The organism is Rummeliibacillus sp. BSL5 (assembly GCF_052928305.1).
Genome location: NZ_JAVGCV010000008.1, coordinates 1 through 24,474, shown reverse-complemented (window position 1 = coordinate 24,474; position 24,474 = coordinate 1). Strand labels below are relative to the sequence as shown.

The 24,474-nt window shown below is 37.1% G+C and carries 31 protein-coding genes and 1 riboswitch; of the genes, 27 read left to right on the top strand and 4 right to left on the bottom strand.

Annotated elements, in window-relative coordinates; genetic code table 11:
* Nucleotides 1-46 precede the first annotated feature (46 nt).
* The 10 genes from RCJ93_RS15255 (at nt 47) to RCJ93_RS15210 (ending at nt 5,879) form a co-directional block, all read left to right on the top strand.
* Nucleotides 47-805, top strand: a complete 759-nt coding sequence (locus RCJ93_RS15255; RefSeq protein WP_150285520.1) for an SDR family NAD(P)-dependent oxidoreductase — start codon at nt 47-49, stop codon at nt 803-805.
* A 201-nt stretch (nt 806-1,006) separates the two neighbouring features.
* Nucleotides 1,007-1,267, top strand: a complete 261-nt coding sequence (locus tag RCJ93_RS15250) for a metal-sensitive transcriptional regulator (protein WP_066790563.1) — start codon at nt 1,007-1,009, stop codon at nt 1,265-1,267.
* A 58-nt stretch (nt 1,268-1,325) separates the two neighbouring features.
* Nucleotides 1,326-1,673, top strand: coding sequence for a rhodanese-like domain-containing protein (locus tag RCJ93_RS15245; RefSeq protein WP_446739460.1), 348 nt, complete (start codon nt 1,326-1,328; stop codon nt 1,671-1,673).
* 23 nt (nt 1,674-1,696) lie between these two features.
* Nucleotides 1,697-1,993 carry a rhodanese-like domain-containing protein gene (locus tag RCJ93_RS15240; protein ID WP_150285517.1) on the top strand — a complete coding sequence of 99 codons (297 nt, stop codon included), beginning with the start codon at nt 1,697-1,699 and terminating at the stop codon, nt 1,991-1,993.
* Between the two features lie 47 nt (nt 1,994-2,040).
* Nucleotides 2,041-2,607 (top strand): sulfurtransferase TusA family protein, encoded by a 567-nt coding sequence (locus RCJ93_RS15235; protein WP_446739459.1) that lies wholly within the window; start codon nt 2,041-2,043, stop codon nt 2,605-2,607.
* A gap of 63 nt (nt 2,608-2,670) precedes the next feature.
* Nucleotides 2,671-3,066, top strand: a complete 396-nt coding sequence (locus RCJ93_RS15230) for a DsrE/DsrF/DrsH-like family protein (RefSeq protein ID WP_066790556.1) — start codon at nt 2,671-2,673, stop codon at nt 3,064-3,066.
* A gap of 90 nt (nt 3,067-3,156) precedes the next feature.
* The gene (locus tag RCJ93_RS15225; protein ID WP_446739458.1) at nt 3,157-4,284 is read left to right on the top strand and encodes an MBL fold metallo-hydrolase; all 1,128 of its coding nucleotides are present in this window, start codon (nt 3,157-3,159) and stop codon (nt 4,282-4,284) included.
* An 87-nt stretch (nt 4,285-4,371) separates the two neighbouring features.
* A complete protein-coding gene (locus RCJ93_RS15220; RefSeq protein ID WP_150285514.1) occupies nt 4,372-4,599 on the top strand; it encodes a sulfurtransferase TusA family protein in 228 nt (75 codons plus the stop codon).
* Nucleotides 4,600-4,691: 92 nt separating this feature from the next.
* Entirely contained in the window at nt 4,692-5,468 is a 777-nt protein-coding gene (locus RCJ93_RS15215; RefSeq protein WP_150285513.1) for a sulfite exporter TauE/SafE family protein, read from the top strand.
* A 21-nt stretch (nt 5,469-5,489) separates the two neighbouring features.
* Entirely contained in the window at nt 5,490-5,879 is a 390-nt protein-coding gene (locus RCJ93_RS15210; RefSeq protein WP_446739456.1) for a DUF302 domain-containing protein, read from the top strand.
* Nucleotides 5,880-5,980: 101 nt separating this feature from the next.
* Here the strand turns inward: RCJ93_RS15210 and RCJ93_RS15205 are convergent, their stop codons facing one another.
* Entirely contained in the window at nt 5,981-6,673 is a 693-nt protein-coding gene (locus RCJ93_RS15205; protein ID WP_446739455.1) for an ArsR/SmtB family transcription factor, read from the bottom strand.
* 136 nt (nt 6,674-6,809) lie between these two features.
* Between RCJ93_RS15205 and RCJ93_RS15200 the strand changes: the two genes are divergently transcribed.
* Nucleotides 6,810-7,703 (top strand): DMT family transporter, encoded by an 894-nt coding sequence (locus RCJ93_RS15200; protein WP_446739454.1) that lies wholly within the window; start codon nt 6,810-6,812, stop codon nt 7,701-7,703.
* Nucleotides 7,704-7,905: 202 nt separating this feature from the next.
* On the opposite strand, the gene RCJ93_RS15195 is transcribed toward RCJ93_RS15200, so the two are convergent.
* Nucleotides 7,906-8,238 carry a winged helix-turn-helix transcriptional regulator gene (locus RCJ93_RS15195; RefSeq protein ID WP_446739453.1) on the bottom strand — a complete coding sequence of 111 codons (333 nt, stop codon included), beginning with the start codon at nt 8,236-8,238 and terminating at the stop codon, nt 7,906-7,908.
* Nucleotides 8,239-8,404: 166 nt separating this feature from the next.
* Between RCJ93_RS15195 and RCJ93_RS15190 the strand changes: the two genes are divergently transcribed.
* The 4 genes from RCJ93_RS15190 (at nt 8,405) to RCJ93_RS15175 (ending at nt 11,951) form a co-directional block, all read left to right on the top strand.
* Entirely contained in the window at nt 8,405-9,256 is an 852-nt protein-coding gene (locus RCJ93_RS15190) for a VOC family protein (RefSeq protein ID WP_446739452.1), read from the top strand.
* A 208-nt stretch (nt 9,257-9,464) separates the two neighbouring features.
* Entirely contained in the window at nt 9,465-9,902 is a 438-nt protein-coding gene (locus RCJ93_RS15185; protein WP_147198018.1) for a MarR family winged helix-turn-helix transcriptional regulator, read from the top strand.
* Between the two features lie 68 nt (nt 9,903-9,970).
* Complete coding sequence (locus tag RCJ93_RS15180) at nt 9,971-10,918, top strand: ring-cleaving dioxygenase (protein ID WP_446739451.1); 948 nt, start codon at nt 9,971-9,973, stop codon at nt 10,916-10,918.
* Nucleotides 10,919-10,973: 55 nt separating this feature from the next.
* Nucleotides 10,974-11,951 (top strand): ring-cleaving dioxygenase, encoded by a 978-nt coding sequence (locus RCJ93_RS15175; RefSeq protein ID WP_446739450.1) that lies wholly within the window; start codon nt 10,974-10,976, stop codon nt 11,949-11,951.
* Between the two features lie 122 nt (nt 11,952-12,073).
* On the opposite strand, the gene RCJ93_RS15170 is transcribed toward RCJ93_RS15175, so the two are convergent.
* On the bottom strand, nt 12,074-12,838 hold the full coding sequence (locus tag RCJ93_RS15170; protein WP_150285501.1) for a VanZ family protein: 765 nt from the start codon (nt 12,836-12,838) through the stop codon (nt 12,074-12,076).
* Complete coding sequence (locus RCJ93_RS15165) at nt 12,790-13,161, bottom strand: PadR family transcriptional regulator (RefSeq protein WP_446739449.1); 372 nt, start codon at nt 13,159-13,161, stop codon at nt 12,790-12,792. The genes RCJ93_RS15170 and RCJ93_RS15165 overlap by 49 nt, the downstream gene beginning before the upstream one ends.
* Nucleotides 13,162-13,533: 372 nt before the next feature.
* On the opposite strand from RCJ93_RS15165, the gene RCJ93_RS15160 reads away from it, so the two are divergent.
* The 12 genes from RCJ93_RS15160 to RCJ93_RS15105 all read left to right on the top strand — a co-directional run bounded on the left by RCJ93_RS15160 (nt 13,534) and on the right by RCJ93_RS15105 (nt 24,208).
* Nucleotides 13,534-14,502 (top strand): ABC transporter ATP-binding protein, encoded by a 969-nt coding sequence (locus tag RCJ93_RS15160; RefSeq protein WP_150285499.1) that lies wholly within the window; start codon nt 13,534-13,536, stop codon nt 14,500-14,502.
* Nucleotides 14,495-16,018, top strand: coding sequence for an ABC transporter permease/substrate-binding protein (locus RCJ93_RS15155; RefSeq protein ID WP_446739448.1), 1,524 nt, complete (start codon nt 14,495-14,497; stop codon nt 16,016-16,018). Before RCJ93_RS15160 ends, RCJ93_RS15155 begins: the two co-directional genes overlap by 8 nt.
* A gap of 85 nt (nt 16,019-16,103) precedes the next feature.
* Nucleotides 16,104-16,673, top strand: coding sequence for a DUF402 domain-containing protein (locus RCJ93_RS15150; RefSeq protein WP_446739447.1), 570 nt, complete (start codon nt 16,104-16,106; stop codon nt 16,671-16,673).
* A gap of 65 nt (nt 16,674-16,738) precedes the next feature.
* Nucleotides 16,739-17,797: an LLM class flavin-dependent oxidoreductase gene (locus RCJ93_RS15145; RefSeq protein ID WP_446739537.1), complete on the top strand. Its 1,059-nt coding sequence runs from the start codon at nt 16,739-16,741 to the stop codon at nt 17,795-17,797.
* Nucleotides 17,798-18,001: 204 nt separating this feature from the next.
* Nucleotides 18,002-18,454: a MarR family winged helix-turn-helix transcriptional regulator gene (locus RCJ93_RS15140; protein ID WP_446739446.1), complete on the top strand. Its 453-nt coding sequence runs from the start codon at nt 18,002-18,004 to the stop codon at nt 18,452-18,454.
* A gap of 20 nt (nt 18,455-18,474) precedes the next feature.
* Entirely contained in the window at nt 18,475-19,008 is a 534-nt protein-coding gene (locus tag RCJ93_RS15135) for a GNAT family N-acetyltransferase (RefSeq protein ID WP_446739445.1), read from the top strand.
* Nucleotides 19,009-19,015: 7 nt separating this feature from the next.
* A complete protein-coding gene (locus tag RCJ93_RS15130; protein ID WP_150285495.1) occupies nt 19,016-19,636 on the top strand; it encodes an FMN-binding negative transcriptional regulator in 621 nt (206 codons plus the stop codon).
* 188 nt (nt 19,637-19,824) lie between these two features.
* Nucleotides 19,825-20,127 (top strand): metal-sensing transcriptional repressor, encoded by a 303-nt coding sequence (locus RCJ93_RS15125; protein WP_066790524.1) that lies wholly within the window; start codon nt 19,825-19,827, stop codon nt 20,125-20,127.
* Nucleotides 20,128-20,139: 12 nt separating this feature from the next.
* Nucleotides 20,140-22,524: a heavy metal translocating P-type ATPase gene (locus tag RCJ93_RS15120; RefSeq protein WP_446739442.1), complete on the top strand. Its 2,385-nt coding sequence runs from the start codon at nt 20,140-20,142 to the stop codon at nt 22,522-22,524.
* A 30-nt stretch (nt 22,525-22,554) separates the two neighbouring features.
* The gene (gene copZ / locus RCJ93_RS15115; protein ID WP_147198042.1) at nt 22,555-22,764 is read left to right on the top strand and encodes a copper chaperone CopZ; all 210 of its coding nucleotides are present in this window, start codon (nt 22,555-22,557) and stop codon (nt 22,762-22,764) included.
* Between the two features lie 291 nt (nt 22,765-23,055).
* Complete coding sequence (locus tag RCJ93_RS15110; RefSeq protein WP_251648433.1) at nt 23,056-23,904, top strand: DUF6612 family protein; 849 nt, start codon at nt 23,056-23,058, stop codon at nt 23,902-23,904.
* Nucleotides 23,905-24,061: 157 nt separating this feature from the next.
* Nucleotides 24,062-24,208 (top strand): lmo0937 family membrane protein, encoded by a 147-nt coding sequence (locus tag RCJ93_RS15105; protein ID WP_149032026.1) that lies wholly within the window; start codon nt 24,062-24,064, stop codon nt 24,206-24,208.
* Nucleotides 24,209-24,343: 135 nt separating this feature from the next.
* A riboswitch (FMN riboswitch) is annotated at nt 24,344-24,474 on the top strand. This riboswitch is flagged as partial in the annotation.

Genomic DNA, 24,474 nt, shown 5'->3' with positions numbered 1-24,474 from the left:
AGTAATAAAATCATGGATGTAAGCTAATAAAAGGGAGGAAATGAACATGGAATTAGCAGGTAAAGTAGCTGTCATAACTGGAGCAGGAAGCGGAATTGGAAGAGCAAGCAGTCTAAAACTAGCAGGTAACGGTGCAACAGTGGTGTTAGTCGACTTTAATCAAGAAACAGGGGAAGAAACATTAAATCTTGTAAAAGAACAAGGCGGAGAAGGTATCTTCGTAAAGGCTGATGTTTCAAAAACTGAAGATGTACAAAATTACGTAAAAAGTGCAATCGACACATACGGACGTATTGATATATTTTTCAATAACGCAGGTGTTATTCAACGATTCGCACCTTTTACTGCAGTAGAAGAATCTGAATTCGATCGTATTATGTCTATCAATGTAAAAGGTGTCTTCCTTGGAATGAAATATGTGCTGAAAGTGATGGAAGAGCAAGGAAGTGGTTCTATCATTAATACAGCTTCTACTGCAGGAGTACGTCCTGAACATAGTGTAGCTGTATATTCTGCAAGTAAACATGCGGTTATAGGTTTAACAAAAGGTGCTGCACTTGAATATGCGAAAAAAGGAATTCGCATCAATGCACTTTGTCCAGGTGGGGTCAAAACAACTTTAACAACTAATGTTGAAGCTCAATTTGCAGAAGGTGGCTATGTTCCAGAAGAGGTTTCCAACATGAGAATGGGACGTTATGCTGACCCAGCAGAGCTTGCTGAAATGGTTGCTTACTTAGCTTCAGATAAAGCAAGCTATATGACAGGTTCAGTTGTTCTTGTTGATGGCGGTTTAACTTTATAATATAAGAGTATATTTAATCCGTTTGCTTATCATTAGCAAACGGATTTTTTTACTACAGTCAGATCGCAAAATCTTCCTGTTTAATACGCACTTATTTAAACTAATTTAAAGAATGTAGATTTTCTTTTGTTGACAATATACCACGCGGGGTATATTATTACTTTATGAACAAGAGAACAAAGAGATGAGGAGGGGGTATGAATGAATTCCTATGACGATAAAGTCAAAAATCGGATGAAACGAATCGAGGGCCAACTCAGGGGAATATTAAAAATGATGGACGAAGGTAAAGACTGTAAGGCTGTCGTCACTCAATTATCAGCTGTGCGCTCTGGTGTTGACCGTACAATAGGAGTTATTGTGAGCCAAAACTTACAAGAGTGCCTCTTGGAAGCAGCAAGTCAAGATGCTGCGAATGATTCGGTGCAAGAAGCAGTGGATTTGTTAGTTAAAAGTCGTTGATATACGATTTTTATTTTTAATCGTATTATACCCTATAAGGTATGTGAGGTGAGTTTATATGGGCATGTGGATTATTATTGCTATTGTGATTCTGTTTTTCCTTTGGCGGTTAAGGCCTGTTAAAGGAATTAAAACAATAACTACAGTTGCATTAAACAGGATAATAGATGATAAAGATAAAGTATTTGTGGATGTAAGAACACCTGGTGAATATAAAACTCGGCATATTAGTCAGTTTAAAAATATTCCATTAGGATCGGACCTTTCGAAACTTCCGAAAGACATAGAGATTGTTGTGATTTGTCAAAGCGGAATGCGTAGCGCTCAAGCCTGCAAACAATTAAAAAAACTAGGCTATGAAAACATTACAAATGTTCGTGGGGGCATGAGTGCTTGGAGAGGTTAATTAATATTGTAGGAGGGTAAACATTGAAAGAAATTACTGCAAAAGAAGTCCAACAACGTATAGAAAATGGTGAAAAGTTAAACCTAATTGATGTTCGTGAGGTAGATGAAGTACAAGCTGGTCATATTCCTGATATCATGCATATTCCACTAGGTTTGCTTGAATTTCGTATGCATGAGTTAGATAAAGCAAAACCCTATATTATGGTTTGTCGTTCTGGTGGTCGTAGCGGCCAAGCAACACAATATTTACAAGGCTATGGGTTTGATGTAACAAATATGGCTGGTGGTATGCTTTCCTGGGAAGGTAAAGTTGAGTAATTTTTTAATTTAAAATATACCCCACGAGGTAATAGGAGGTTTGTAAAATGCAAATAAAAGCAGATCAACAGCTAGATTGTAAGGGACTTGCTTGTCCTATGCCAATTGTCAAAACAAAAAAGGCAATGAATGAAGTAGAAGATGGTCAAGTCATAGAAATTCAGGCTACAGACAAAGGTTCTATTGCAGATTTAAAAGCATGGAGTGAAGGTGTTGGCCATCAGTATCTTGGGACAATACAAGAAAATGGAGTAATACTACATTACATCCGTAAAAGTTCTCATGACACTGGAGAAGAAAAGAAATTTGAAAATACCATTATGAATGATGAAGTAATTGATCGTGCTAGTAAAGGCGGCATAATTTTGGATGTGCGCGAAGAAGCAGAATATGCATTTGGCCATATTGAAGGTTCTAAATCCATACCGATGGGAGAATTAGAAGACCGTTTAGATGAACTAAATAAAGATCAAGAGATTTATGTCATTTGTCGTACAGGTACACGCAGTGATTTAGCAGCAAGTAAACTTTCTGACAAAGGTTTTACAAAAGTCTATAATGTCCTACCTGGAATGGCTTCTTGGCAAGGGGAAATATCCCGCATAGACGGGTAGTAAGAGCCCACCTTAATTGAGGTGGAGCAATATCAAATAAAAAATTATTGGAGGAATTTTATTATGTCTAACAAAGTAGCAATTATCGCAAGTAATGGTGGTTTATTTGACGCTTATAAGGTATTTAATATCGCAACTGCAGCAGCAGCAACAGAAAAAGAGGTAGCTATCTTCTTCACTTTTGAAGGCCTAAACTTAATTCATAAACAAGCAATGCAACAATTGCCAATGCCAGAAGGACGCGAACATTTTGCAGAAGGATTTAAAAAAGCAAATGTACCAAGCATCCCAGAACTTGTAGAAATGGCGCAGGAGTTGGGCGTGAAGTTTATCGGTTGCCAAATGACGATGGATGTAATGGGATTAACAAAAGAAGACTTCATTGATGGTATTGAAGTAGGTGGAGCTGTTACGTTCCTTGAATTCGCGAAAGATGCATCACCATCTTTAACATTCTAGTAGAATAGAAATAAATATGAGAAAACGAGTGGAAGGGTCATCCCTTCCACTATAAAAAACCAAAATAAATACCTATGGGGGTAGTGTGATATGACAATCAATAAAATGACAGCAGCACAGGTTGCTCGTAAGGTAATTGAAAAACAGCCGTTATTTATTTTAGATGTGCGTAACACAGATGCTTATGAAGATTGGAAAATTGAAGGCCAAAACTTTGAGTATATAAATATTCCTTATTTCGAATTATTAGATGGAGTAGATGAAATCTTACCAAAGCTACCATCAAATCAGGATGTATTAGTGGTCTGTGCAAAAGAAGGTTCTTCGAAAATGATCGCTGAAATGCTTTCAGATGCCGGAAGAGATGTATTCTATCTTGAAGGTGGCATGAAGTCTTGGAGTTCTTATCTTGAACCTATTAAAGTGGGAGATTTAACTGGGGGCGGAGAACTTTATCAATTTGTCCGTTTAGGAAAAGGCTGTCTTACGTACATGGTTATTTCTGAAGGAGAGGCAGCAGTAATAGATGCAGTTCGTTTCACAGACATATTTACAAACTATGCAAAAGAGAAAAATGCTGAGATTAAATATGTTTTTGATACACATTTACACGCTGACCATATTTCAGGAGGACGGCACATTGCAGAGGCAACTGGTGCAACATACTACTTACCGCCAAAAGATGCAGATGAAGTAGTATTTGAATACATGCCTCTAGAGGACGGAGTGACAGTAAAAGTTGGTGCCTCTCAAATTGAAGTAGGTGCTCTTTACTCACCTGGCCATACGATAGGATCTACATCTTTCATCGTTGATAGCAAGTATTTATTAACAGGCGATATTTTGTTTATTGACTCTATCGGACGTCCTGACTTAGCGGGCCTTGCAGAAGATTGGGTAGGTGATTTACGTGAGACTTTATATCATCGTTACCGCGAGTTGGCAGAGGACCTAATTGTTTTACCAGCACACTTTATGATCATCCAAGAATTAAATGAAGACGGAACTGTAGCAAAACGCCTAGGTGATTTGTTTGCACAAAACCACGGTCTAAATATTGAAAGTGAAGATGAATTCCGCCATATAGTTACGGATAATTTACCGCCACAACCAAACGCGTATCAGCAAATTCGTCAAGTAAATATGGGGAAAGTCACTCCTGATCAAGATGAACAAATAGAAATGGAGATTGGCCCAAATCGCTGTGCAGTACGTTAGGGAAATCTGAAAGGAAAAAAGCAGGGCAGGAACGAAAGGTGATCCTCTCTTGTCCACAAAATTTATAAGTTAAAGGAGATTAATGGAATGGAAATAAACAAAGTGTTAGATGCAAAAGGATTATCATGTCCAATGCCAATTGTACGAACAAAAAAAGCAATGGATACACTAGAATCAGGGCAAATCTTAGAAGTGCAAGTAACGGATAAAGGGGCATTAGCCGATTTAACAGCTTGGTCAGCTGCAGCAGGCCATACACTTTTAGATCATAAAGAAGAAGCAGATGTATTAACGTTCTATATTAAAAAATCTTAATGATAAAAGTGAGTTGTGGTACGACTCACTTTTCTTTTTAACCAGAAGGATTTCAATGCTTCAGGTTTAGTCGTTAGAAAGAAGGAAACAATATGGATATATATTATGTGCTGCTTCTTTTTGCTATCGGTTTTATCGGTTCATTTCTTTCGGGCATGCTTGGAATAGGTGGTGCCATTGTTAAATATCCGATGCTCCTCATGATTCCGCCTCTATTTAGCTTTCAGGCTTTAACGGCCCACGAAGTTTCTGGCATTAGCGCGCTTGATGTATTAGTTGTATCGATCGCAGGTGTTATAGGTTTTCGTAAAGGGGGCTATTTAAATAAATCGTTAATTACCGTGATGGGGTTATCAGTTCTAGTAGGAACATTTATCGGCAGCTTTGGTTCGCAGAGTTTAACTGAGGAACAAGTCAACATTGTGTATGGTATTTTAGCATTGTTAGCAGCTATTATGATGATTATTCCAAAAAAGGCGAAGGACGATCTTTCCTTAGCTGAAGTGACGTTCAATAAACCGCTAGCAGCTGGCTTAGCGTTCATTGTAGGAATTGGTTCCGGCATTGTAGGTGCAGGTGGAGGCTTCCTACTAATACCTATCATGTTGTTGATACTTCGCATTCCGACACGAATGACCATTGCATCCAGCTTAGCCATCACATTTATCTCATCTATTGCAGGATCAATCGGTAAAATCTCAACTGGGCAAATTGAATACAAAACAGCGATGATTGTAATTATTGCTGGTTTGATTGCAGCTCCTATTGGCGCAAAAATAAGCAAAAAAATAAACACAAAAGTCTTGCAAGGAATCTTAGCCGTTTTAATATTGGGAACAGCCATAAAAATATGGGTAGATATCTTATAAAATAATGGGGGGCTTGATCGTATGGATTTTCACTATACAGTGCTAACAACTAAAACAATAGATGAATCAATTGAATCTATTGAAAAAAACCTAAAAGATAATAAATTCGGGGTACTTTGGCAACTTAACTTAACGGAAACTTTACAGAAAAAAGGTGTCAACAGTTATCAAAAACCTTACAGAATACTTGAGGTTTGCAATCCAGTAGAAGCGGCCCGTGTACTAGCGCATAATCCATTAGTCGGTTACTTTTTGCCATGCAAAATTGCGGTGTATGAAGAGGAAGGGCAAACAAAAATAGGGTTGCCTAAGCCTACAGCAATGATTGGTTTATTAAACGATGACGAGCTAGTTGTCATTGCGAAAGAAATTGAAGAAATACTTATTGATGTCTTAGAGAAAAGTAAATAGCAGTAACGAAAAAATAAAGGGTTATCTCACCAAAATGGCGGATAACCCTTTTAATAGTTTGAACAGAAAAGAATATAATACATAAAACATACTTTTAAAAGCTATATTGAAACTTCTAGTCCAAAATATTCCTTAAAACCTATCTTCCCTTTGTCTGTAATTACAATTTCACGTGAATTCAATTTAGCCTCTATCCATCCCAGTTCTATATATCTCTCAAATAATCCATTTCCTAAAGCCCCTCCCAAATGATGAGTGCGTTCACTCCAATCGAGGCATGCATGAGAAAAGGAACGCCGCTTTTTAGATAAACCAACTATATTTACTCCTAGGCTATTAAAAAACTCTTCTCCTTTTACTGTTACGATAAATTGTTTATTACTTTTTTCTATGTATCCATTATCTAGCATTATAGTTGTTAATTTAACACTTATGCGTCCTGCTAAATGGTCGTAACAGGTTCTTGCATTTTCTAATCTTTTTAATTGGCTTGATTGTTTTAAAGAACGAACCTCGGGTGGGGAGGATATAGACATAAATACCTCAAGAGTATTAGCTACCTCTTCATTGGCTAATCGAAAGTAACGGAAACGCCCATGCTTTTCACAAATTACAAGACTATTTTCTTCTAATTTTGAAAGGTGAAAGCTGGCTGTCTGAGGTTTGATTGAGGCCATGTAAGCTAGCTCGCTTGCTGTATGAAATTTTCCATCCATTAAAGCCGCCAGTATAGTTGCCCGCGATTTCTCTGTAAGTAAAGCAGTTAGTGCCGTGATATCCGGATGTATACTCAAATTGATCACCTCTGCATTCCATATTTCGATGAATATCGTATTATCTAACTTTTATAATAATACTAAGGAACCTGATCTACAAGGAAGGTAGGGGTTTTTTTATTCACAATGAAATTGAATTGGAGGTTCAGTATAAATGAAAAAATATAGCTTTTTTACATTAATCATCTTGACTACTATCTTAATGGGTTCATCTTTTGCCGTAGGGAAAATCGGATTGAACTACTCATCTCCCTTGTTATTGGCTGGACTACGTTTCTTTCTAGCAGGATGTATTATGAGTGTTATTGTATTGGTACAAAAAAGGCCACATCCTATTGCGATAAAGGATTGGGGAAGAGTGATAATTATTGGTTCTCTACAAACTGCCGGAGTAATGGGATGCATATTTATAAGCTTAAGAACTATATCTGCCAGTGAGTCGTCTATTTTAACTTTTATGAATCCTCTTCTAGTTATTATTTTCGGGACTATTTTTATGGGCAACCGTTACAAATGGTATCAATGGAGTGGAGTTATTCTAGGGTTTTTAGGAGTTGGAATTACCTTAGGAGGCATTAATGATTTTAGGATTGGGTTAGTCTTTGGAGCATTCGCCGCTATATTTTGGGCTCTTTCTACAATATTAGTTAGTAGATGGGGTGCTGATTTTAATACTTGGGTGCTTTCCGCCTATCAAATGTTATTCGGTGGAGGCATTCTTATAATTTTAAGTTTACTACTCGAAGAGCCATTCTTTCATATTAATAAATATTCATTATTTATTCTCTTATGGTTAAGCATAATGTCTTCAATTGTTCAATTTGCAGTGTGGTACTTCCTTTTACAAAAGGGTGATCCAGGCAAAACGAGTTCATATCTATTTTTAGCCCCTTTTTTTGGTGTTCTAACTGGGAATGTTTTGCTAAACGAACATATTTCCTATTCGCTTATAGAGGGAGGCACTTTCATTTTAATAGGTATTTATCTTGTAAACAATAATTTCAAGAAGAAAACAAAATTTGAAACTAGTTATCAAAAGATAGATTGAGAATATAAAGGGAAAAAAGGTAGTAAATTAAGGAGCGATAAAAAACGGAAGATAAAATTTGAAAAGATTATTTTAATGAATTAATAAAACATTATTGTTGTATAAATACTTGTCTTTTTAGGTTATTTCTTAAACTAAAAGGGTTATCTCGCCAAATCAATGAATGGCAGATAACCCTTTTTTATTGATAGCCAATCCAACATTAATCTTCAAGGAACTCAGCATCCGGTTTTATCCAAGCTTGGGACCAATTTTCGATTTCTCTTAAAATAGATTCCATGGATTGTCCTTTTTCTGTTAGTGAGTATTCAATGATAACGGGAGTTTCTGGAATAACTTCGCGCTTGATAATATCTTGTGACTCTAAATCCTTCAATCGATCTGATAATACCTTTCCGCTTATGCCAATCGAAGTTTGAATTTCATTGAATCGTTGGGGACCCGTCAGTAATTGATAAATAATTAATGCGGTCCACCTCTGGCTTAACAATGAAATAGCTTTTTCAAATTTAGGGCAAATTGTAGGTAGTTTCATCTTTTAAGTGCACCTCTCTTATAATTGATTTTACCACAAAATGAATTTCAGTTATAATATTAAACTTAATAACTTGACAAAACTTAATAATATAAATAAACTAACTTACATAAAGTAACTTGATGAATAAAAAACAATCGTGCTTAATATAAGGAGGACTATAATAATGATATTTCATACTAAGCCCACTACATTTGTGGGGCATGTCAAAATAAGAGTACTAAACTTGAATCGTTCTTTACAGTTTTATAAGGATATACTTGGTTTTGATATTTTAGAGCAAACAGCTTCTGCAGCAAAACTAACCACAGATGGAAAAACGAGCTTTCTATCGCTTGAACAACCTGAAAACGTAATTCCTAAACAAGAAAGAACAACCGGCTTATATCATTTTGCCATCTTATTGCCGGAACAGAAGGACTTGGCTAATATTGTTGTTCATTTAGTGCAAAACGGTGTTCGTTTTGGTTCTTCAGATCATCTCGTTAGCGAAGCGCTCTACTTGAATGACCCAGATGGAAACCAGATTGAAATCTATCGCGACCGAGTTCCCTCTGAATGGAAATGGAGCGACAATGAAGTAGACATGGCGGTTGATCCGTTAGACTTCGACACTTTGTTAAAGTATGCCACTCCGGATCAGCCTTGGGATCGTATGCCGAAAGATAGTGTAATGGGGCACGTTCATTTACATGTGTCAGAGCTTATCAAAACGGAAGAGTTTTATGTGAAAGGCTTGGGAATGGAAGTCGTGAATCGTTTTGGAGATCAGGCATTGTTCCTTTCTTACGGAAAATACCATCATCATTTAGGTGTCAACACATGGAACGGTGTAGGAATTCCAGCACCAGCCGAGAACAGCGTTGGTCTCGAATCATTTACGCTTCTATTCGATAACGATGAGGTACGTAAACAAGCAGTAATGAACTTGGAGAAAATTGGTGCAAAGATTCTTGAAGAAGATAATCAGTATGTGACGGTTGATCCTTCTGGCAATCGTATTGTATTAGCAGTATAAAAGTAAATTTCAACTAGATTATGGAAAAGCTCTTTATGAATGGATTAGCCTCGGCTATCTGTTATAAAGGGCTTTTTTGGGTATCTTATTAAGAAGGTGAGAACACATTTTAAAGGTAAATAAAAAAATATCTTTAATTCGAGATGTTTTTCTTGTAATTTCTTCACTTGAGGTGTAAAGTGATAGTAACAAAAGGAAGTGAGTCGTATTGAAGAAGAATACTTTAGGTTCATTAATCTGGCTTCGCATTGCTCGTTTCACGCATCAAAGCAATTTATTATCAAATGACTTTTTAAAACAATTTGATATTACGGTTGCGCAGTTTGATGTATTAAATCAGGTTTCGATTTATCAACCTATCACACAAAGTCAGCTCGCCGAAAAAGCAACCTTGTCAGAGGGCGGTATTTCACGTATGCTCACACGGCTAGAAAAAGAGGGATATATCCAACGAAAGCAAGACTGGAAAACAAAATGGATTGTCCTTACTCCACAAGGGGAGCGCAAAATAGAGGAAGTTTTTGATCATCAGCTTGCTTTTCAAACGGCTATTCTTGACGAGTGTTTGACAGAGGAAGAACAGAAAACACTATATATGTTGATGAATAAGCTACAAAAACATACTGAAAACAAATTAGAGAACTAAATGCGCATGGATCTGCGCTATCATTTTTGATTATCACTTAACGTGTTAAGTACAAGGGGGATTTATTTATGTATAAAATAGCAGGTCATCACCACATTTCCATGATTACCAAAAGTGCAAACAAGAATAATCATTTTTATCGGCATGTTCTGGGATTACGCCGTGTAAAGCTAACGGTGAATCAAGATGATGCATCAATGTATCACCTGTTTTTCGGAGATAAGACAGGTAGTCCAGGCACTGAATTATCATTCTTTGAAATTCCACCCGCAGGAAAAACACATCGCGGTACAAATGCCATCACAAGAATTGGATTGCTTGTTCCATCAGAAGACAGCCTGCATTACTGGCAATCACGCTTAGATGAAAATGGCGTGGCTCATAGTGGGGTGGTCACTTACGCTGGCCGTCCTGCCTTGAAATTTGAAGATCCCGAAGGCCTTCGACTAGTGTTGCTTACTGCAAACGGTGAAAAAGTAGCACACTGGGAAACATGGTTGAAGTCTGAGGTGCCAGCTGAACATCAAATACAAGGGATGGGTCCTGTAGAAATTACAGTGAGAAGACTCGAAAAGCTAGCAAATACTCTTACGGATGTTTTTGGTTATACTACTGTGCATTATTCAGAGGATGAAGCGATCTTCCAATCCATCAAGGGAGAGCCTTTTGGTGAAATAATTGTGAAATACTTAGATGGTCCTACTGAAAGACCGGGACGTGGCAGTATACATCATTTAGCCATCCGAGCAAAAGATGAAGAAGAGCTTGCTTTTTGGGAGGAGAAAGTACGGGCACGCGGCTTCCACACCTCTGGCATCATTGATCGCTTTTACTTTAAAAGCTTGTACTTCAGAGAATCAAATGGAATTTTATTTGAAATAGCAACAGATGGACCAGGTTTTGCAATAGATGGGGATGTGGAACACTTAGGCGAAAAACTTGATTTGCCACCGTTTTTAGAGGAACGCAGAGCAGAGATTGAAGCACATTTATCACCGATTGAAGAAAATGAATAGCAGAACGTATAGATCAAATATATAAATTAAAACTATATTCTAGGAGGAATAAAAAATGAACCATCTTAAAGGAATACACCATGTAACAGCGATTACTAGCAGTGCAGAAAAGAACTATGAATTTTTCACTTATGTATTAGGTATGCGATTAGTGAAAAAAACAGTCAATCAAGATGATATCCAAACATATCATTTATTCTTTGCCGATGATAAAGGTAGTGCGGGAACAGACATGACTTTCTTTGACTTCCCTGGTATTCCGAAGGGTATTCATGGAACAAACGAGATATCAAAAACATCTTTCCGTGTGCCAAGTGATGCAGCATTAGCCTATTGGGAAAAACGCTTTGATCGATTAGAAGTTAAGCATACTGGTATTGTGAAACAATTTGGCAAGAATACGCTCTCTTTTGTTGATTTTGACGATCAACAATATCAATTGATCTCAGATGAAATCAATACAGGAGTGGAATCAGGAACACCTTGGCAACAAGGACCTATCCCACTTGAGTATGCGATTACTGGTTTAGGACCTGTCTTTGTTCGAATTGCAAACTTTGATTACTTTAAAGAAATGATGGAGAAAGTTCTATTATTTAAAGAGATTGCGAAAGAAGGATCATTTCACTTATTCGAAGTAGGTGAAGGGGGGAATGGTGCATCTGTAGTTGTTGAGCACAACTCTATTCTGCCAGATGCCCGACAAGGATTCGGTACAGTACACCATGCGGCTTTCCGAGTAGAAGACCGAGCTGTACTAGATGAGTGGACGCAACGGATGGATAGCTTCGGCTTCCATACTTCTGGTTATGTGAATCGTCACTTCTTTGAATCACTTTACGCAAGAGTGGCACCACAAATTTTATTCGAGTTTGCCACAGATGGTCCAGGATTCATGGGTGATGAACCGTACGAAACACTTGGTGAAAAGTTATCTTTGCCACCGTTTTTAGAGCCTAAACGCGAAAAAATAGAAAAATTGGTTCGCCCAATTGATACAGTAAGAAGTACAAAAGAATTCATCAAAGAATAAACATGCTTCAAACCGAATGAGAACATTATAATCAAAAAAATAAATGCCCTTTACAAATGGATGCGGTTAGATGGTTGTCCATTGTGTAGAGGGCTAATTTTTATACATGCTGCTCAGATTTATTAGATTACTTGTTGTTTCTGACTAGTCTTCCTTTTAGTATAAAGGGAAGCTTTCATTAAAAGTTTAATTATAAGGTATCCAGCAATACCTCCAATTGTATTTAAAATAATATCATCTATATCAAACTGGCCAAGTTGTAGGAAGAATTGTAGTAGCTCAATGATACATGTAAGCAGAAGGCTGACGATGAAAACTTTGGATAAGGAATTATATTTGTTGAACAAGATGGGCAAAAAGAAGCCTAAGGGAATAAAAATTAAAATGTTTCCTATTGTATTGTGAATAATGATATCTACATTAAATCTATTTGTGCCCGTTATATATTCATAGACATTATGAAATGGAATGATATTAGAATTAAGTTTCCATACTTTAAGATCAAAGAAACTATGTGTGTTTTCAGGATACCAAAAGTATGTATTAAAATATTTATAATTGATGATTCGATCTAGCATTCGTATCAATAATAAGTTCCAAAGTAAGACAAATGAGTACAAACCAAATAGAATCCATTTGCTGATTTTAATTAATCGGTAGTAAGGGAACAAAGAATGCTGTAGTCCCTCTTGAATATGGTTCCCATCTCCAAAACTATATAGCGCTTTTTGTATTGCTACATCCTCAGAGTAACCTTCTTCTAAATATTCCGTTTTTAATAAAGTCAGATGATCTTTGATTTCTTCCTTGATGTCATTTTTTTCTTCTTTGCTGCACTTTAGTCCGCTGACAATTTGGCTGATATAGTTGTCGAATCTTTTATCCATGTCATTCCCTCCGCACATACATTTATCAAATTGTTTACTTTTTCCCATTCCTGTAATTTCCGTTTTACAACTTTTGAGCCGTCATCAGTGATGCGATAATATTTTCTTCTGGCGCTAGACTCAGATTGAACCCAGTATGATTCAATCCATTCCTTTTTCTCTAATCTTTTGAGAGCAGGGTATAACGTTCCTTCGCTCATGCTGTAAAGTTCATTGCTGTTTTCCTTTAAAGTTTTTACTATTTCATAGCCATACATATCTTTGGCATGTATAAGTGAGAGGAGTAGTATATCAATACTACCTTTCATTATTTCTTTATCCATTTGCTCACCTTCCAATTATTCTTAAAAGCATCGTAACACTACTTACATCGTATTGCAAGGTATTTAAAGGGAAATATTAGTAAGAATGGGATTGAATCAGTGGGCGAAATGATTGGGATATCATTTCCGATATAAATAACTGCAGATTGATGCTAAGCAACGATAGTACATCACTTAACTTTAAACTTCCTAGGTGGAGTGATATCCTTTACTCAGACAAACCTCATTAGAAATTAGATTCCAGCAACTAAGAATCATTGAAAGACCAAAATCCCAGAGAACGATCATAGTTTTAACAAATAAAGGATTAAGGTATAGAACTAGGGAATGATTAGTTAACGTACGGAAACGAAAATATAAGGGGTCACTATGATGATTAAATTTGAAAATGTATCAAAGAGATACCAAGATGGAACCATTGCAGTCGATTCATTGAACCTGGAGATAAAGAAGGGAGAATTCTTTGTTCTTATTGGGCCTAGTGGTTGTGGCAAGACAACAACCCTAAAAATGATTAATCGATTGATTCCACTGTCCGATGGAACCATATTTTTTGATGAACAGAAAATTAGTGAGTATGACATCCATGAATTAAGGTGGAATATTGGCTACGTACTTCAGCAGATAGCACTGTTTCCCCATATGACTATCGAAGAAAATATCACTGTTGTTCCTGAAATGAAAAAATGGTCAAAAGAAAAGATGAAAGAACGAGCATATGAACTGATGGACATGGTGGGGTTGGATCCTAAAATGTATGCAAATCGGAAACCTAAGGAATTATCGGGTGGTGAGCAGCAACGAGTCGGTGTGATACGGGCATTGGCAGCAGATCCAGAAATAATCTTAATGGACGAGCCTTTCAGTGCATTAGATCCCATTAGTCGAGAGAGTCTTCAAGATGATATGTTGGATTTAAAGAAGAATCTAAAAAAAACAACTGTTTTTGTCACGCATGATATGCAAGAGGCATTAAAACTGGCAGACCGAATTTGTATTATGGAAAAAGGGAAAATTGTTCAAATCGGAACACCTCGTGAACTTGTGATGAATCCCGCCAATGATTTTGTAAAGAAATTCATCGGTGATCAAGCCCACAGTCCTTGGATGGCTGATGTTGATTTAGAGCGAATCATCCAACCACTTGGACAGGGTGAAATGTTAGAAAATCCCGCTGTTATATCTGTATCTTCCTCTTTGAAACAAGTATTGGATAATTTGTCCCAACATGAACAACTCATTGTGGAAAGAGATGGTGAATGGATTGGCAGAATTAATCGAAAGTCCATTATCCAATTGTTATCTGAAGAATGGAATGAAGGGGGTCTGAGCAATGACTGAATTTTTGCATGTGTTTCAAGAAAGAAGAGGCGAGTTATTCGCTGCACTGCTAGAACACATTCAGATTTCACTGATTTCCCTTATTCTTGCAGTCATCATTGCCATCCCTCTAGGTATTTATCTCACAAAACATAAAAGAATAGCAGAAGGAATAATTGGTATCACTTCTGTGATTCAGACGATACCTTCTCTAGCGTTATTAGGTATTTTAATTCCATTATTCGGGATTGGTCGAATACCGGCCATTATTGCGTTAGTTGCCTATGCATTGCTTCCAATCGTACGCAATACGTTTACAGGAATAAATGAAGTGAATCCCGCATTAATTGAGGCGGCTAGAGCCATGGGAATGAACTTCAGAAAACGATTGCTGAAGGTTGAAATTCCGCTTGCTATGCCGGTTATCATGGCGGGCATCCGAACAGCTACCGTGTTAATTATAGGAACGGCCACTCTTGCTGCATTGATTGGTGCAGGTGGGCTTGGTGACATTATTCTTCTGGGAATTGACCGAAACAATACGAATTTAATCCTTCTAGGTGCCATTCCTGCCGCTTTACTAGCGATTCTATTTGATTACCTGCTTAAAAAGCTTGAAAGCTTATCCTTCAAAAAAGCTTTCCTAGCCATTGGCTCTATCGGTGTTTTGGCAGTGGCTATTATATTGGCGCCTTTCATTGGACAGCAAGACCAGAAAATTGTGATTGCTGGGAAGCTTGGTTCAGAACCGGAGATTTTAATTAATATGTACAAGCTATTAATTGAGGATGAGACAGATTTACAGGTGGAATTAAAGCCGGGACTTGGTAAAACTTCATTCGTGTTTAATGCCCTCAAATCTGGCAGTGTGGATGTATATCCAGAGTTTACAGGTACAGCTATTTCTGAATTTCTAAAAGAAACCGCAAAGAGTACCGATCGGAAAGAAGTGTACCAACAAGCCAAAAATGGATTATTGAACAAGTATGAAATGGTACTGCTGAAGCCCATGCAGTATAACAATACTTATGCACTGGCTGTGTCAAACCATTTTGCAAATCAATATGGAGTCAAGTCCATTTCTGATTTAAAAGGAATACAAGATAAAGTTCACGCAGGATTCACACTGGAATTTTCCGATAGGGAAGATGGATATAAGGGAATTCAATCATTGTATGGCATTCATTTTTCTTCACTTGTAACAATGGAGCCGAAATTGCGCTATAACGCTGTCAAATCGGGTGAAATTAATTTAGTTGATGCTTATTCTACAGATAGTGAATTAAGAAAATTTAAACTAAAGGTACTGGAAGATGACCAACATTTATTCCCACCTTATCAGGGAGCACCTTTAATGAAAGAGGCAACTGCCAAAAAATATCCTGAAATGCTAAAGGCATTAAATAAATTGACCGGAAAAATAACCGATGATGAAATGCGGGCTATGAATTACGAAGTGAATGTAAAAGGGAAAAGTCCGACAGAAGTAGCGAAAGAATACTTGCAAAAGAATGCTCTGTTAAGTAACTCTAAATAAGTAAACAGCAGGAGAACTTTTGAATCTCCTGCTCATTGGTTTTAGGCTATTGCAGAACCTATGATAGGAGTTGAAATGAATAGTAATGGCAGAATGGGATATATCAAGTATTCAAAGTTTTGATAAAGTAATCGAAAGAAAAATTCGCTATGATTCAACAATAGTGAATCATCATTGCCTTTTGTTGGAAGCGGATAGTCAATCTATAGTCCTTTTTCATAAAGTAGCTACCTCCTTTACAATGGTAGCTGAACAAAATGAATTAACCATCCCTGAAGGCAGTTATACAGTAGCATACTACTGGAAGGATCAGCCGTTTAATTTATATATTTGGAGAGATGAGAACGAAAACTATTTAGGCGCTTATTTTAATATCGTTAAAAATACAGGTTTCAAAGATAATGTCCTATTCTTTGAGGATTTGATTATTGATGTTGTCATTTTTCCGAATGGGGAGTACTTTATACTGGATGAAGATGAACTACCGCAACCATTAGCACAAATGGAAAACGGCTTTGTCTTACAATCATTAAATACACTAATTGAAGATATTGATTCATTCCTTTCACAGCTAATTCATGATGCTAACATGAATTTTCGACACAAAGAGATAATTCCCTTGGTTAACACAAAAAGATTCATAGGGAAAAATTGATGTGTAAGGTGAGAGAATAAATTGTGAAACGTTAAATTAAGAAAAGGTGTTGAATAAAAATGGGTATGGAAAAATACCGTATTGATGAAAGTAAGGGAATGGAGTTCGGGATATATACGTTGGGCGATCATTTAGCCAACCCACATACAGGTGAACGCATTTCAGCCAAACAACGTGTTCAAGAAATCATTGAAGCAGCAAAGTTAGCGGAGCAAGCAGGAATTGATTTCTTTAGTGTAGGAGAAAGCCATCAAGAATATTTCGCTTCGCAAGCACATGCAGTGATATTATCAGCGATTGCACAAGCAACGGAAAAGATAAAAATCGGCAGCTCTTCTACAATTATTTCTACTTCTGATCCTGTTCGCGTGTATGAGGATTTTGCCACGATTGATTTGATATCTGATGGACGTGCAGAGATTATTGCCGGCCGTGCTTCAAGGATTGGGCTCTTCGAATTGTTAGGCTATAATGTTCAGGATTACGCAGAGCTCTTTGAGGAAAAGTTCGAATTGCTGCTTCAAATTAATGAAAATGAAGTGGTGAATTGGAGCGGAGACTTCAGAGCTCCTTTAAGAAATGCTGTCGTGCTACCACGCCCTAAGAATGGTTCTTTACCGATTTGGCGAGCTGTCGGCGGTACTCCAACTAGTGCGGTTAAGGCTGGTCTTCAAGGCGTACCGATGGCTTTAGCAACGCTCGGCGGTCCAGTTTCCCATTTTAAAATGTCTATCGATGCGTATCGCAAAGGATTAATGCAAGCAGGGCACCAACCAGCTGATTTTCCAGTTGCAACGACAGGCTTTTTCTATGCGGCAGAGACGACTCAGCAAGCACTAGCGGAATATTATCCGCACATCAATGAAGGAATGAAACGAACAAATGGATCTGGTTTCTCACGTCAATTATTTGAACAAGGTGCAGAGCGTGATAGTGTGATGCTTGTCGGCAGCCCGCAAGAAATCATTGAAAAGATGTTATATCAACATGAACAATTTAGCCACCAACGATATATGGGACAGTTAGAGTTCGGTGGAGTACCGTTTAATAAAATCATGAAAAATATTGAATTGATAGGTACAGAAATTCTTCCTGCTATTAAAAAATATACAGATAAAAAATAGGGTGGGAGGGTATACCCCCCACTTGAATACACTCAAATAAGCTGAATCTACACATAAAAGTAGATTCAGCTTATTTGGCATGAAGGAAAGTAAGACCCCAATAATTTCGATTTTTTATTGCAAATGCAACAAAATTACGCTACATTTAATTTAACTTAATTTTAGTTGTATTTGCAACAATATGAGGTATATGAGGTGTTTATAATGAAAGACATTCTTCGAGAAATTGGAATGATAGCAAGGGCTTTAGATTCGATTAGCAATATCGAGTTTAAAGAACATGATCTTACGAAGGGACAATATTTGTACCTCGTCCGAATATGTGAAAATCCGGGCATCATTCTCGAAAAGTTAGCAGAAATGATAAAGGTAGATCGAACGACTGCATCCAGAGCCGTAAAGAAATTAGATATGAATGGCTTTATTGAGAAGAAGGGAGATCAGCATAATAAAAAAATCAAAAGACTTTACCCGACGCAGAAAGGGCAAAGTGTTTATCCATTTATCATTCGGGAAAACGATCATTCCAATAAAGTGGCGTTGGATGGCTTTTCTGAAGAGGAAGCGGAGCGGACATTACAGCTTTTGCAAAAGGTAAGAATGAACATCGAGAAGAACTGGGATTATGTGAAGAAGGGAAATAAGCGTAATTATTAATACAAAGGGGCGTATGGATAATGACTCAAAAAATAAGACAGTGCAATCTTAGTGATATTAAAACACTTCAAGAAATAAGTATAGAAACATTCAATGATACATTCAAGGACCAAAACTCACCTGAGAATATGGCAACGTATTTAGAAAAAGCTTTTAATCTAGAACAACTTAAAGATGAATTAGCTACAGCAGCATCTCAATTCTTTTTTATTTATTTGAATGATGAAATTGCAGGTTATTTAAAGATCAACATTCTGGATGCGCAATCTGAAAAAATGGGTGATGATTCACTCGAAATTGAACGGATTTATATTAGATCATCATTTCAAAAGCATGGTCTTGGCAAATCCCTACACCAAAAGGCTATTGCATGTGCGAATGAATGGGGCAAAAAGAAAATATGGCTTGGCGTATGGGAAAAGAATGAAAATGCTATAGCATTTTATAAAAAGATGGGTTTTGAACAATCAGGTTCCCACTCATTCTATATGGGTGATGAAGAACAAATTGACTTAATCATGGTGAAAAGTTTAACCAATTCATTCGAAGGGTGAGATGAATATGTATATCCCAAAGTATTATAAGGAAACGAATATGGAAGAAATTAAAGAATTTATTCAAGGGAATTCTTTTGGGACGGTCGTATCAACAGAACAAGGAAAACCCATTGCCACCCATTTACCATTGGAGCTACATAAAGAGGATAATAAATATTACATAACCGGGCATATGGCATATGGCAATTCTCAATGGAGAACGTTTGAGAATGAAGATGATTCAATACTTGTTATGTATCAAGGACCAGATGCTTACATTTCTTCTTCTTGGTATAAGCATGAAAATGTTCCAACTTGGAATTATCAAGCAGTCCATGTATATGGCTCTGCCAGCCTGATGACCCAACAAGAATTAGAAGAGGATCTTATTCTCTTATTACAAAAATACGAAAACCATCGCCAAAATCCTGTGTTATGGGAGAATCTTTCTCCTCAAGCGAAAAAGCAGATTAAAGGAATTGTTGGATTTAAAATTGAAGTAAAAGAAGTGCAAGCTGCTTATAAATTAAGCCAAAACCGCAATGAGGAAGATTATAATCGAATTGTTGAAAATCTACGGGATGAACAACAGAAAAGCTCCATACAAATGGCAGATTTGATGGAGAAGAGAAGAAATAGTAATTGATTTTAATGTTAGCCTGAATAACTTGTCAGTAGCTGTTTGCGGTTGCTGGCTATTTTTTATGTCGAATTTCTACGGAAGCGTAATAAAAAAATACGCAGATTTTTTAAATATGCCCAAACAATTTCATTGACATTAAATACTATAGGGGGGTATAGTATAGAAAAACAGAATATAAGGAAGTGGTTCATTTGGATAAATTCTTGCACGATAAACCAAGCCATCCAAGATCAAAAGATGAGAAACAAGCGGTGATTAACCGATTAAAGAGAATTGAAGGACAGGTGCGAGGAATTCAGAAGATGGTAGAAGAGGACCGCTACTGTGTTGACATACTCGTACAGATTAGTGCCATCCAAGCGGCATTAAAAAATGTAGGTTTTACAGTAACCGAACGGCATATGAACCATTGTGTCACACACGCAATTGAACAAGGTGAAGGTAAGGATATGATTACAGAGCTGATGAATGTATTAAAACAATTTTCTAAGTAAGGAGGATGTATGATGAGCGAAACAAACCATGCCACATTAGGCATAACAGGCATGACCTGTGCAGCATGTTCAAATAGAATTGAAAAAACATTGAATAAAATGGATGGTGTAGATGCTCAAGTAAACCTAACAACAGAAAAGGCATCCATTGATTTTGATCCAGGCAAAACATCTCTTGATGATATATCTAAAAAAATTGAGAACATCGGATATGGTGTTTTAACAGAGAAAGTGGACCTTGATGTATTTGGGATGACCTGTGCAGCATGCTCGAACCGTATAGAAAAGGTATTGAATAAACAAGCAGGCGTATCTAATGCTACTGTCAATTTAACGACAGAGAGCGCAATGATTGAATACAATCCGGGAATGGTTGATGTAGATTCTTTGATTGAAAAGATTAAAAATACCGGCTATGATGCAAAACCAAAAGCAGAAGCGGAGGAAAAGCAAACCCATAAGGAAAAAGAACTCCAAGGCAAGAAATTGAAATTAATTGTTTCAGCCATTCTTTCCGCTCCACTTTTAGTTACGATGTTAGTTCATTTATTCCATATAAGCATCCCAGGTATATTTATGAATCCATGGTTTCAGTTTGCGCTAGCAACACCAGTTCAATTCATAATCGGATGGCAATTCTATGTAGGAGCCTATAAAAACCTTCGCAATGGCGGGGCCAATATGGATGTACTCGTCGCTTTAGGAACAAGCGCAGCTTATTTCTATAGTTTGTACGAAGCAGTCAAAACTATTGGCCATCCAGCCTATATGCCGCATTTGTATTTTGAAACAAGCGCAGTTCTTATCACTTTAATTTTGTTTGGTAAATATTTAGAAGCAAAGGCTAAAACTCAAACTACTAACGCAATTTCAGAATTGCTTAATTTACAAGCAAAAGAGGCTCGCGTGGTCAAAGATGGAAACGAAGTGATGATTCCAGTAGAGGAAGTAAAAGTTGGAGATCATCTAATTGTCAAACCAGGAGAAAAAATACCGGTAGACGGTATAGTCTTGAAAGGTAAAACATCTGTTGATGAATCGATGCTAACAGGTGAATCTATCCCGATTGAAAAAGATCCGGGGGCCAAACTGATAGGTTCGACAATCAATAAGAATGGTTCGATTGAAATGGAAGCAATCAAAGTAGGCAAAGATACAGCACTTGCATCTATCGTAAAAGTGGTTGAAGAAGCGCAAGGATCAAAAGCGCCAATCCAACGTTTAGCGGATGTAATATCAGGATACTTCGTACCTATTGTTATTGGTATTGCAGTGGTGACCTTTGCCATCTGGATTCTATTTGTAGAACCTGGCCAATTTGAACCGGCACTAGTCGCAGCGATTGCTGTACTTGTTATTGCTTGTCCATGTGCATTGGGACTCGCAACACCAACTTCTATCATGGTAGGGACAGGAAGAGCTGCCGAAAGTGGAATTCTTTTTAAAGGTGGAGAGCATTTAGAAAGAACCCATCAATTGCAAGCAATCGTCCTAGATAAAACAGGAACCATTACAAAAGGGAAACCTGAAGTAACTGACTTCTATGGTGACACAGAAGCATTACAGCTGTTAGCAAGTGCAGAAAAAGGTTCAGAACATCCACTAGCAGGCGCCATTGTAGCCTATGCAACGGAGAATGATATTGACTTTGTGGATGTAGATGTATTTAACGCAATTCCAGGACATGGGATACAAGCAGAGATAGCGGGAAAACAAGTACTAGTCGGAAATCGAAAATTAATGACTGATCATCAAGTTGATATTGAAGGCAAGGATGAAAATTTAACCGAATTCGAAACAGAAGGCAAAACAGCGATGCTTTTGGCGATAGACGGAATGTATCGCGGTATTGTAGCAGTGGCGGATACAATTAAGGAAACAGCTCCACAAGCTATTAAAGAGCTAAAGGAACAAGGTCTGGAAGTTATTATGCTGACAGGCGATAATGAAAGAACAGCAGAGGCTATTGCGAAACAAGTGGGCATTGATCATGTTATCGCGCAAGTACTGCCTGAAGAAAAAGCAGATAAAGTCAAAGAAATCCAAGCACAGGGCAAAAAAGTAGCAATGGTTGGCGATGGTGTTAACGATGCCCCTGCCCTTGTAACAGCGGATATCGGGATTGCAATTGGAACAGGTACAGAAGTGGCTATTGAAGCAGCCGATGTGACTATCCTAGGTGGCGAGCTGCTGCTTATACCAAAGGCGATCAAAATCAGTCATGCAACCATTCGCAATATCCGCCAAAACCTATTTTGGGCATTCGGCTATAATACAGCTGGCATTCCGGTAGCGGCCATTGGATTACTAGCTCCATGGATAGCAGGTGCTGCTATGGCATTAAGCTCAGTCAGCGTTGTGGCAAACTCGCTTCGATTGAAACGGATAAAATTATAAGCGGCACACTTTGAAGGAGGTGAATACAGAATGGAAACGAAAACATTAGCCGTACAAGGTATGTCTTGTGGTCATTGCAAATCTTCAGTAGAAGGTGCTTTGAATCAATTGGATGGCGTATCATCAGCTGAAGTGAATTTAGAAGCTGGTAATGTAGCCGTAGCTTATGATGATTCAAAAGTAACGCTTGCTGCTATGAAAGAAGCGATTGAAGAACAAGGCTATGATGTGGAAGCATAATGCAAAGAGAAGAAGCTGATTTCCTATATGGAAACCAGCTTTTTTGTTTTTATGAAGAAGTGTTAACTTCTGATAAATAGTGGGAAAAGAAAATATCACATTAGTTCTATGGAAACAAACATCAAGAAGACATAATGCTCAGTGTGAGAAATTGGTAATAATACATATGTCACCTTCCTTTTATTCCATTGAAATACAAATAATTTAAAAATAGTAAATATGGTTGACTGCATTTTTTAGTGCTTCCTTTATACTAAATTGTAGGACGAAATATAAAAGAAGGAAGTGGAAGTGTTGAAAAAAATTCTTTCCCTTACAATGGGATTACTTTTGGTATTTATGCTAGGAGCATGTAACTCAAAGGCAGAGCCTGAAAACAAACAAAATGGTTCTACTGCCAAAGCTGATTCAGGTTTAACATTAGAGCAAGTATTTAAAAAATCTACTGAAGCCTCTAAAAACTTAAAAAGTTACAGAACAAAAATGGAAGTTATACAAAATATTAATTCTGGACAAAATAATGTAGAGACAGATACAGGCATCATTATGGATGTAGTTCAAAATCCTATGTCTTTCTATCAAAAGTTAATGATGAAGGCTCCAGAGTCTGACAAAATGATTCAAACAAAAAGCTATTTTACAAAGGACGGTATGTTTACGTATGATCCAAATTCAAAAAAATGGATGAAGTTCCCTTCTGAAATGGCGGATCAATTAGCGCAAGCTTCCAACCAACAAACAGATCCTATGGCAGAGATTAAACAACTGAAGAAATTCGTAAAGGACTTTAAATTTAAACAAAATGATAAAAACTATATCCTATTATTAAATGCTTCAGGTGAAAAGTTCACTCATTTCATTCAAGAAAAAGTTCAAAAAACATTGCCAGCTGGAATGGCTAATTCTGCTGAATTGTTGAAAGATATGAAAATCAACAAAGTAGATTATGAGATTCATATCGATAAAAAGACATTTTATCCGACTATGTTGAATCTCAACATGGAAATGTCATTGAATGCTCAAGGCCAACCGGTAAAGATAGAGCAAGAAATCATGAGCAAGTATGAAAAATACAACCAAATTAAAGAAATAGTAGTGCCGGAAAAAGTAAAGAAAAAAGCGGTTGAAGTTAATTCATAATGAATAGAATTCAATATGGTGAATAGGCGATTTTACGAATTAGTAGCAGAATCATTGCGAGTAAGATAATTTGGCAAGCGATTGTTTAGTAAATTGTTCTGCGGGGTAATAAATATATGTAAATAAATTTAAATTATCTGCAGAAAGGATGTTTGCGATGCTTTGGACGCTAATAGGACTCCTAGTTCTTTTCTGGGTATTAGGCCTTATATTCCATATTGGCGGAGGATTAATTCATATCCTTCTTGTCATAGCGCTGATTGTCTTTATTGTTCGCCTATTCTCTGGAACAGCACGAAGGTGACCGACATAGTATATAAAAGAAAATAAAAAAGAGTGCCTTAGAAGAAATGCTTCTAAGGCACTCTTTTTTGAAGTGACTAAGATTTATAGCTTTCTTTTTTGTTTTACTAAGTTTATAATGATTTCGAATAAAAGAATATTCCTTCGGGGTCGGGTGAAATTCCCAATCGACGGTGATGAAGCAATTCTAAGCCCGTGAGCCTTTTTTAAAGGCAGGATTTTGGTGAGAATCCAAAGCCGACAGTATAGTCTGGATGGGAGAAGGAT